Here is a 9,294-nt window from a genome sequence, read left to right on the forward strand (position 1 = left end):
GTTGGGTGTATTTCTTCATTGTGTGCTTTCCAATTGCGAGTTGAAAAAGTCTAATGATTCTATGAATACACCTAACTTTTTCAACTAACTACAAATGTGTTGCACTTGGGATTTGAATCTGCGGAATTTTAATTACTTGTCTTGCATTTGGCTGGAAATATATGAAAAGCATTTTTATGGCATTGGTATTTCGAATAACAAAACCATGTGTTTGAACATAATTTTCGATCAGATATCCATATTCATATTGATGAGGAATAGGTAGCCTAATATTGAAATCTATAAATTTTTCTAGGTAATCATTAACATCATTAAAACCATAAAATTTATTAATAGATTCTGATAATTGTTTTTTATTCACTGCCAGTACAAAAATAATGTTAGGAGTATCAAAAAAATGCTTAATTCTTTCAATTAAACGAATAGAAAATTCTGGTTTACAACGATCCAATTCATCAATAATAAAAACCAATGGATGATCAAGTTTTTCCGCAATTTCTGCTAATGCTTTTTTAAAATAAATTAAAGTTTGCTTTTCTTGCTCATAATTTTCAACTTGAGCTGATAAATGTTCTTTTAATTTTTCGTTAAGTAGTTTCGCACTTTCCTCTCCAAAGTCTCCAGCATTTTCAGTTGAATTTTTTAAAACTTCGGCAGCAGTTTTACCAAAATAACTTGCTGAGATTATTGAAGTTCCTAAAGACCAAAGAAGTATAGGAAGATTTGGCAAAATTGAATGATAAACACTAGTAAGCTTTTCTTTGAACTTTCTTACTAAAGCAGGGTCTACATTAATTTTATTTGCAATTTCCATTGAGATTGTTAAAAACGGATCTTCTAGGTAATCATTAGCAAAAGCATCTAAATAGATCACATCAAATTTTCTATCTTCTAACTGCTTTTTCCAATGATTAACGAACCATGTTTTACCAGACCCCCATTCTGCATCAATAGCTATAGTTGCTCCAATTTTCAATCGAGATACATATTCTGTGAGCCTATTGCCTAATTCTTTTCTTTTCCATAAATCACCATCAAATGCTTTTTCTATGTTGGTGTAATCATCTCTTACTAATTTAAATTGATCTTGCATTTTGTGTTCTACATTAGAGCTTTGAATACCCTTAATGTACTTTATAAAACAAAAAGATAAATGAATTTTAATTTTACATTAAGCGAAGATATATACTCTAATTCATATAGAGAATTTAAAGAAATTTGTAGACCATATAAATTAAGTAATAAAAAACCCGGGCAGGATGCCGGGGTTTTTCGTATTAGTTCGCTCAGTAAAACTCCTGTCGTACCTTACTTTCCTTGTGCCTATCTCTTATTATTCTTTTCTGGAACTTCCTATTCTCCATGTCCTCATCATAAGAAATCGCAGCCAGGTCGTATAGGCGCAAAGGACCGGAATTGATGTGAGCATATGGGATTGATAATTGTGCATAGTTAAAGAAATAATCGAGTAGAATAGTTCGTTTTTATGGTTGAGATACTAAATGATTAGGGAGGAAAAAGATCAAGAAAGTTGGAAAAACTTTAATCTTGATGACATTAGAAATACTCCTCTAGAACAATTTCATCCATTTGAAGAATCAATGATTTTAAAGGCTGGTGATACTGAAGAAGAAGCTTTAGAGATCGTTTCTAAAGAATTTGAACTAGTTGATGGTATCTATTCAAGAAAAATTCTTCTTAATGCTATTCAAAGTTGGGCGATTGTTTCGATAGATAACTTAAAGCATGTAGTCGAGAAAAGAAGAGATGCTAGAGAACGATTTTCGAAATTAGCTCACCTTACATTATTAAATCCATTCGAAGTATGGAAAATTAAATATTCAGATGGAGGATTTAGACTTGCTTTTATTGGAATATTTTCTGGTTCCAAAAACCATATTCTGCTGATTTTAAAAATCGATGCGAATAATAATGTTCTTTGGAATTTTATGCAGTGTGAGCTCAAAAAGCTCAACAAGCATAGGCAAGGTGAATTACTTTATAAGAAATAAAAAAAAGGCGAGCTAACTGTTAGTTGCCCGCCTTCCGTCTCTCTTAAGGTCTCACACGACACTAATATCCAAGTATCAATGGTGTTCCTACGCAAATTATAGCTCTTGGAAGCAATTTGTTTCGCGCTTAAAAGAGACATCTAAATCGATTAGATAATGATAACATATTATCATAGAGTGCAGCAATAACATCAATTTCTGACCAAACAAGGATGCGTGAAATCTTGCTTTTCGCTTTTGATAAATATGATAAATCACTTGCTTAAAAGTAGTGATGACAGGTCCTTGCTTAGTTGAGACCAAGCAAATACAAAGAAACTGAATAAAGTTTAGATAATAAAAAACCCCGACATCCTGTCGGGGTTTTTCGTATTTGTTCGCTCGGTATAAGTCCTGTCGTACCTGCCGATCCGTGTGCGATTTTCTTATTCTTTTTATTTGGAGCATCCCGCTCTCTATGTCTCCATCATAGAAAATTTCAGCCAGGTCGTATAGGCGAAAAGGCCCGGAATTGATGTGGGCATATACGTACATAAGAAACTAAAATCTGCTTTAACTTCTATTACCTAAACTAGGAATGTGGAGATATAAGTCCAATGTTTTAGTCATGACTAAATTTTTACTGCCATCGAATCGATATCAACTTGATATCAGATCAACATCCATCCAAAGGGCATGTTTAATGAGTGTGCGAACTGGAGAAAGGTAATATCAAGTTTTATTAAAGTTTTTTTAATTGAAAAATAGATATAAACAACTGTTTTTTATTATAATTTTATTTTTTTATTTTTTTTTTAAGAATTACACTTGAAAACAAGAAATACATACCAATTAATGATTGTGTTGCTTTAAAACGACTATATGTTGCGTAAAAACAACAAAAATGGATAGAATATTTAATTACAGGAGTCTTTAATGACTAGTATCAAAATTGAAGAAGCTGATTCTTTTGAAAAGGCTTTAGAAAAGGTAGCTGATCGTAAAGCTATTGCCAAGATTTTAGCCCGCTTTACCCGAATTCGTTCAAAAGGTGAAGTTCGCGGTAACGAGTATCTTAACTTTGGAGACTGTAAAGTTGTGCACGGTAACGTGCTCATGCTCAAAATTGATGTAGGTAAAGGTCATCGAGTTTACCTAACACGAATTGCTGAGCAAGTCTTCACTGCCGTTCATTGTGGTGTGAAAGATACCCAAGATGCTGACATTGCATTAGCTCAAAAACTTATTGCGTCACTTACGTGACGCAATAATAAACAGCCATATGGATTTATCTGATTTATATGGCTGATATTCGAGATTAATTACAAGTGTATGTGTAAATTTATTTAATAGGAAAGGTAATTATGAAAACTTTAAATGAGAGTAAATATATAAAAGATCAAGAAATGATATTTGACTATTTAGAAGCTATATTTGAAGAAGCAGATAATGATCAAGCAACCATTTTAAATGGTTTAGAAGAAGTATCTAAATCAGTAGGAATAAAGAAGATTTCAGATAAAACTCAATTAGATAGAAGTAATTTATATAGAGCGTTTAAAGAAGATGCAAATCCTAATTTATCTACATTTTTAAAAATATTAGATAGTCTTAATTTATCATTAAGAGTAGTTAGAAAATAATTTCTATTTATTTAATTTATTTATACACTTTTGAGAATATAGCTATGTAATTAAAAAAGACTTCTAGTTAAATATTTTCCATAAAAAATGCTCTACATTCTATGTAGAGCATTTTTTATGGAAAATATTTAATATGTTTTAATATTTAAGAATTTCTACAATTAACATAATACACGTTATGCGAAATTAGAAAAATGAGTTTATTGCACTGATATTTATCTGTTTTTTAAATTTTAGACCTGGGTTGGTGCCCAGGTTTTTTTATTGCGTATAACAGCCATTATGTTAAATGGGGGGATTAGATCCATCCTCCAGTAATAAAATCTCCTGAATCATATCCAATAGAGTACCCAACCTTTCTTTCTGGGTAAGCGGTTTTATAATGATTCATTGACGCTTGTGCCAGTTTAAGTGCATAAGCTAAGAACAAAGGATATTCAGCATAATTATCCAGTTCTGTTTCATCTGCTAAATCTTCAATAGATCGTAAAATTTCAGAGCTAAAAGTGCCTTGCTCAGGATAGTATGTTCTAGCTTCAGACATCCAATCTAAGTTATCTTCTTCTGCAATGTATTGATCTGATACTGCAAAATATAGATATCCATTATCAGAAAGACCAAACCAAAACCCTTGCTCAATAAAGGGAGAAGCCTCTTTTTCTAAAGAGTCAATTACGTGGGCTGCTAAACTTTTAACTTCTGTTGTGTAATCTAATTCTTTGAATAGGTCCCAACTTTTGTTTGGCTGCATTTCATGACAATGATTGATGATCGTTGTCATGAAATTATCAATATCTAGATCATTTTTATGAAGATCAATTTCTTTAAAGATTTTTACGAAGTCAAATGACATAAATAGCCTACATTTTTCCAAAATTTAAATAAGTAAGAAACGGTTAGATTCCCTAAAATTAACATAATGCACGTTATACGAAATGCGTTATAATTCTCTTGAAAATTCAACGCTGTAGTTCCTAGTTGATAGCTCGAACATCCCTGTTCGGGCTTTTTTTATCTTTTTTAGTGTTCCACGCTTAATAAATAAGCAATGTTCCACGATTTTATTCAGTTTTAATAAACATCATCCGGTTTTTTGAGGAGTCATTATTTCATGTGCTTGCACTGAAATTGGCTCATCAAAAAAGTGGAGTCCTGGTTAACCGTAAGGAAGGAAAAAACGACTCAGGAAGCCCCTCTTTTTAGGTGTAGGCTCAATATGTTCTGGAACAGGGATGCGTTTGTTCTCTGGAGTAGTCAATCCGTCATAGTTCGATTCAGTCTGTGGCCGAGAATCTGTTGCTATATCCTGTTCAGATTCATGATCGGTAAACGTAGTCATATTGGCTTTTGGAGCTTCCAGTAAGCGCTGCATGGCCTCAATCTGTTCTTGATAAAACGATTCACGTTCTAATGATTGATTTTCTCTCTGTATTGCCTGATTTAATTGTTTTTCCAGCATGTCAACTTGACGTTTTAGCAAGTCAACTTCTGTTAAGTTATGACTACTAGTTGATTGACTTTGGTTGACACTAGAATTGCTTTTTTGTGGTTCCCCAAAAACTCTCAAGGCTTCTGAAAAGTCAATTAATCCATCCGATCCTTTTGATAAATTTCCTTTCTTTATATGGGCATATACAGCTTGTCTTGAATATCCATATAATTTCGCTAGTTCTGAAACTGACAGTTTTTTCATTATGTAAACCAGTTTTCAAATAGTGTTAATAGTTGATTGTTAACTTTACTATGTCAATTGACATCATTCATTGAAAGCCGACTTTTCGAAGTAATGGCATAAATTCTTTTAATTTATTTGGCTCTTGCAGCATGGTTACAATCCGAGCAGCAAACTGTTCATAGCTTTCATTACCTTGTGAAAGTTTAGCCATCTCAGGAAGTTCTGATAATTTACTAGCAAATAAATATCGTTGTGCATCAGTCAAATTGATTTTTAGCTCTTTGTCCTGACTAATGTCATTGGCTGTATTTGTTGCTGACTTTTTCTGTTTGAAGCTAAATGAAAAGCCCGTAATGGATCTGCCGGTTTTATGTTGTTCAACTTTGACATTAATATCGGTATGTTCATTTACTTGCTTTAATGCAATGTCTAAAACATATTTCTTAAAATCGTACATCCTTTTGTATTCAGTCTCGAGTACACCTATTTTTTGTCTGAAATCGTAGATAGTTATAAGAGGCGTTCTTCCGGTACTACGCCACGCAATCAATATTTCATATAAGCGAACAGCATAAGCACTCGTTAAATTGCTTATTTGCTGTATCTCATACTTTGTAAATTGTTCTTCTAATCGAGTTATTAAAGGCACAATAGCTGGAGCAAAAATAAGTCTAACGACAGCCTCATTATCAATATAAGCAACCTCGCTTACCCATCTTGACTTGTGATTAATGACATTACCTTTTTCACTAAGACTTTGATAACTGAATTGTCTTGCAAATAGGTCATCGCAAGCATCTTTTAAGGCTTGATAAGCAGTATTTCGATGTACACCAAATTGATTGATATAACTTTCAGCATGAACTGTTAATGGATCATTAGCATTTATCCCTTTACCTGATTCCCTGGCTTCAACGATAGCTAAAAGAATTAATCGTTGTTCTACTAGATCAAGGTTATAACTAGCATTAATTAAAGCGTTATCTTTGACAATTAGTTCGGTTTTCATATGAAAAATTTATATTTTTAAGTCAATAAGACGAGGTTATATTATCAACTCGCTTAATGCAAGGTAAACCTCGTTTTAATGCAAGGTAAACCTCGTTTTAATGCAAGGTAAACCTCGTTTTAATGCAAGGTAAACCTCGTTTTATAATCTCTCAAAGCCTTATAAATTCAGGTTTACAGGCTATCTAAAAGCATTTAAAAGCTTAAAAATAATTAAAAGCATATTTCATGAAAAATTGCCCTTGGTTTTCGCTTCGCTCAAACTCTATTGAATCTCGCTTTCGCTCGATTCGTTGAGGCAATTTTTGCTTCATATTTTCGTGAATTTGAGAAAAAGCAAAAGCAAGATCAAAAGCAGCTCGGAATTCGCTTCGCTCATGAGTTTTTTTTTCTCGCTACGCTCGGTTTAGGAATCAAGCTTGGAAAGTTCGCACCCATTCGGGATGCTCTGCTATGCAGGTGATTGATGGATAGGGAGCTTGTAATCAGGGAAAGGGATGGGCAAATTTTCTCAGTTCGCTCGTAGACACTCGCTCTGTTTAGCGACTCATGCCACGAGATTTCATTTTAGGCGCATGCTGCTGTGCTTTGAGCTGTTGTTGTTGTCTGAGTTTCATCTGTTGTTCTGCTTTGATCTCATCCACACATTTTTTAATGACTTGATAGGATAGGTATAGAGTCTGGTATTGCTTGGCTTTGGCCGGATGTTGTTGTTGGTACTGCTTCCAGGCATGTTCTTTGAACTTTTCATTCTCCAATAAATCCTTCACACCATGTTTTTTCTGGTGTTCATGCTGACCTTTCAACTTTTTGTGTTCCTGGTAGATCTCATCACGTTGGGCTTCCCAGGCTTTTTTTCCAAACAGTAAGGGTTTGTTCTGGGTTAATTCGTTGTGTTGATCAACCAGGCTTTGCAATTTGTCATGACTTTGCTTGAGTCCGCTTTTCACGATCTCCTGGGCAAGGTGCTGATTGAACTCGTTTTGATGTTTGTGGTGCTTGGTCAGGTTTATTTCGGCTTGTTTGAGATTGCGCTGCATAAAATCCAGGTCTAGATTCGCGTCTTTTGCGCTGATTTCGCGATTTAGCACTTTACCAAGGGTTTCCCTCTGTTTTTCCTCAAATAGGGCTTTTTCGTCAATTGGTGACGTTTTAGCGCTATTTTTGATTTGGGTCTGCTGTTCAGTTTTCAGTGTGCTGAGTTTTATCTCATTTTCAACAATCAGCAGATCCATATTTTTGCCGTATTGCAGCTGCGCCTGATTTCTCTGTTTGATTTCATCATTACTACGGCTGATTTCGGTCTCAATCCCTTTTCGGCGCAGTTCGGTGACTTTCGGCCCTTCGTGCAGGGTGGCTTCCAGACCATTCTCCTGGTCCTTGTAGCTGCGGTGGTCGACTCGGGCGGTGTATCCGGCCATGTCCAGGTGCATATTGCAGATATCGGCAAAGTGTTTCCGCCAGTGTTCGATTTCTCCACTGTGTTTCTGATCCAGTTCCCGGGTTTTCTCGGTAAAACCTTCGGGAGTGAGCTTGCGTGTGCTCATCAGGATATGGGCGTGATAATTGCGTTCATCGCTGCCGGATCCAGTATGCGGGGCATGGATACAGGCATCGACAGCCACCTGATGTCTGTCCACGATACTGGCGCATAGTTCTTCGAGCATGGCCAGGCGTTGTTCCTGATTTAATTCACTTGGAAAAGCGATTACAAATTCCCGGGCAACTGTCGAGTTTTTTCGTGTTTCTCGCTGTTCTACTTCATTCCAGAGTCTTTCCCGGTTTTTTAAATGCTCTGGTGCGTCTTTGGGTAAATAAACCTCTTTATATTCCACGCCAGTTTTTCGGCTGTAATCATGTTCCCGGCCTTCACGTTCACAATAGATCTTTTCACCGGCCCGATAGGCGATTGCAGCAGTGGCAGAACGCCCTGCTGATCGTGCTACGGTTTTGACTGAAAAGTGGTAAATCGCCATGCCTGTTTTTCGCTTTTAAATTTTCACGTAGTGAAATACAACCGTGAATACGGTTGTCGGGGTATTGGGGAGACCCCAATCGTACTTGCAAACGAAGTTTGCATAAGTGCGCTCTTCGAGGAAAACATTACTATACATATAGCACCTTGAATGCAGATTCAAGTGCGCTTATGTTAGGGATGGTTTCCCAGGATGATGGTATTGGATTAATGAGCGTTACTGAAACACTAGACAGCAAAATTAAAGCCCAGGAAGAAAAGCTGAAACAGCTCAAAGCTCAAAGACAGGCAGCACTAGCAAGAGAACGAGCCAAAGAGAAAGAACAGGCACGAAAGGACGATACCAGACGCAAGATTTTAATCGGTTCTTGTATGCTAAAAATTACTGAGGATGATGAACAAGCTAGGGCCAAATTAATGGCCCAGATGGATCGTTATTTAACAGACGAACGAGATAGAAAAATTTTTGGATTTTAAATAGGATTTATAATAAATCCGCTATTTAAATAGTTATCCCAATCTTTCCATAGGTGTTGAGATTGGTCAGCAGGTGAGAGGGCATCTTTGAATTTTCTCACTTCATCGTATTTTTTAGTCATGAACTGAGATTCATATAGCCTTGCAAATAAATTGAGATCTTCTAGATTTTTCAGTTTTTCTATTAATTTTTCTTCAAGTTGAAGATCGGACGGATCAAGGGAGTTAAATGATGAACGTGTTGTATAGAAAATTCTTACTTTTTCCATTAGAACTTTTAATGAAGCTAACTCATCATTAAAATCTTTATTTAAGCCAAGATCATGAACTAACATATGTAGACAAGCATAGCTATTTTTCCTTTCACTTCTTATGTTTAAAAAATTTAATTTTTGAAGAAGGCGGATTCAAGCGGCAAGTGCAACAGTATAAAAACCAGCCATAACTTCACTCGGTGTATACCAACCTAGTGTTTTTCTAGGACGATGGTTGAGTGCAAACTCTATCTGCTCTATTTGTTCGTTT

10 protein-coding genes and 1 pseudogene are annotated in these 9,294 nt (G+C 35.4%); 4 read left to right on the forward strand and 7 right to left on the reverse strand.

Features of this window, described 5'->3' with window-relative positions:
• Window positions 1–88 precede the first annotated feature (88 nt).
• The gene (locus FTV14_RS15320) at window positions 89–1,093 is read right to left on the reverse strand and encodes a P-loop NTPase fold protein (protein ID WP_180054121.1); all 1,005 of its coding nucleotides are present in this window, start codon (window positions 1,091–1,093) and stop codon (window positions 89–91) included.
• A gap of 409 nt (window positions 1,094–1,502) precedes the next feature.
• Between FTV14_RS15320 and FTV14_RS15325 the strand changes: the two genes are divergently transcribed.
• The 3 genes from FTV14_RS15325 (at window position 1,503) to FTV14_RS15335 (ending at window position 3,634) form a co-directional block, all read left to right on the forward strand.
• Entirely contained in the window at window positions 1,503–2,012 is a 510-nt protein-coding gene (locus FTV14_RS15325; RefSeq protein ID WP_180054122.1) for a PBECR2 nuclease fold domain-containing protein, read from the forward strand.
• A gap of 915 nt (window positions 2,013–2,927) precedes the next feature.
• Window positions 2,928–3,254 (forward strand): type II toxin-antitoxin system RelE/ParE family toxin, encoded by a 327-nt coding sequence (locus FTV14_RS15330; RefSeq protein ID WP_180054123.1) that lies wholly within the window; start codon window positions 2,928–2,930, stop codon window positions 3,252–3,254.
• A gap of 101 nt (window positions 3,255–3,355) precedes the next feature.
• Window positions 3,356–3,634 (forward strand): addiction module antidote protein, encoded by a 279-nt coding sequence (locus tag FTV14_RS15335; RefSeq protein WP_180054124.1) that lies wholly within the window; start codon window positions 3,356–3,358, stop codon window positions 3,632–3,634.
• Between the two features lie 298 nt (window positions 3,635–3,932).
• Here FTV14_RS15335 and FTV14_RS15340 read toward each other — a convergent pair whose 3' ends face one another.
• From FTV14_RS15340 to mobQ, 4 genes are all read right to left on the reverse strand, one after another.
• The gene (locus tag FTV14_RS15340; protein WP_086044968.1) at window positions 3,933–4,487 is read right to left on the reverse strand and encodes a hypothetical protein; all 555 of its coding nucleotides are present in this window, start codon (window positions 4,485–4,487) and stop codon (window positions 3,933–3,935) included.
• Between the two features lie 303 nt (window positions 4,488–4,790).
• A complete protein-coding gene (locus FTV14_RS15345) occupies window positions 4,791–5,327 on the reverse strand; it encodes a plasmid replication DNA-binding protein (protein ID WP_180054125.1) in 537 nt (178 codons plus the stop codon).
• 67 nt (window positions 5,328–5,394) lie between these two features.
• Window positions 5,395–6,318, reverse strand: a complete 924-nt coding sequence (gene repM / locus FTV14_RS15350; protein ID WP_180054126.1) for a replication initiation protein RepM — start codon at window positions 6,316–6,318, stop codon at window positions 5,395–5,397.
• A gap of 538 nt (window positions 6,319–6,856) precedes the next feature.
• On the reverse strand, window positions 6,857–8,293 hold the full coding sequence (mobQ, locus tag FTV14_RS15355) for a MobQ family relaxase (protein ID WP_180054127.1): 1,437 nt from the start codon (window positions 8,291–8,293) through the stop codon (window positions 6,857–6,859).
• A 209-nt stretch (window positions 8,294–8,502) separates the two neighbouring features.
• Between mobQ and FTV14_RS15360 the strand changes: the two genes are divergently transcribed.
• Window positions 8,503–8,769 (forward strand): mobilization protein, encoded by a 267-nt coding sequence (locus tag FTV14_RS15360; RefSeq protein ID WP_180054129.1) that lies wholly within the window; start codon window positions 8,503–8,505, stop codon window positions 8,767–8,769.
• Here FTV14_RS15360 and FTV14_RS15365 read toward each other — a convergent pair.
• Window positions 8,766–9,104 (reverse strand): hypothetical protein, encoded by a 339-nt coding sequence (locus FTV14_RS15365; protein WP_180054128.1) that lies wholly within the window; start codon window positions 9,102–9,104, stop codon window positions 8,766–8,768. The two genes, FTV14_RS15360 and FTV14_RS15365, sit on opposite strands and share 4 nt — an antisense overlap.
• 72 nt (window positions 9,105–9,176) lie before the next feature.
• Window positions 9,177–9,294: pseudogene (locus FTV14_RS15370) on the reverse strand (IS30 family transposase); the annotation flags it as partial.

The organism is Acinetobacter sp. YH12236 (assembly GCF_013417645.1).
Taxonomy (GTDB): Bacteria; Pseudomonadota; Gammaproteobacteria; order Pseudomonadales; family Moraxellaceae; genus Acinetobacter.

Bases quoted from the DNA above. Each gene is read 5' to 3' on its own strand.
- FTV14_RS15345 (WP_180054125.1), bottom strand. From the start codon at position 5,327: ATGAAAAAACTGTCAGTTTCAGAACTAGCGAAATTATATGGATATTCA.
- FTV14_RS15325 (WP_180054122.1), top strand. From the start codon at position 1,503: ATGATTAGGGAGGAAAAAGATCAAGAAAGTTGGAAAAACTTTAATCTT.
- FTV14_RS15335 (WP_180054124.1), top strand. From the start codon at position 3,356: ATGAAAACTTTAAATGAGAGTAAATATATAAAAGATCAAGAAATGATA.
- FTV14_RS15340 (WP_086044968.1), bottom strand. From the start codon at position 4,487: ATGTCATTTGACTTCGTAAAAATCTTTAAAGAAATTGATCTTCATAAA.
- FTV14_RS15365 (WP_180054128.1), bottom strand. From the start codon at position 9,104: ATGTTAGTTCATGATCTTGGCTTAAATAAAGATTTTAATGATGAGTTA.
- FTV14_RS15320 (WP_180054121.1), bottom strand. From the start codon at position 1,093: ATGCAAGATCAATTTAAATTAGTAAGAGATGATTACACCAACATAGAA.
- FTV14_RS15360 (WP_180054129.1), top strand. From the start codon at position 8,503: ATGAGCGTTACTGAAACACTAGACAGCAAAATTAAAGCCCAGGAAGAA.
- FTV14_RS15330 (WP_180054123.1), top strand. From the start codon at position 2,928: ATGACTAGTATCAAAATTGAAGAAGCTGATTCTTTTGAAAAGGCTTTA.
- repM (WP_180054126.1), bottom strand. From the start codon at position 6,318: ATGAAAACCGAACTAATTGTCAAAGATAACGCTTTAATTAATGCTAGT.
- mobQ (WP_180054127.1), bottom strand. From the start codon at position 8,293: ATGGCGATTTACCACTTTTCAGTCAAAACCGTAGCACGATCAGCAGGG.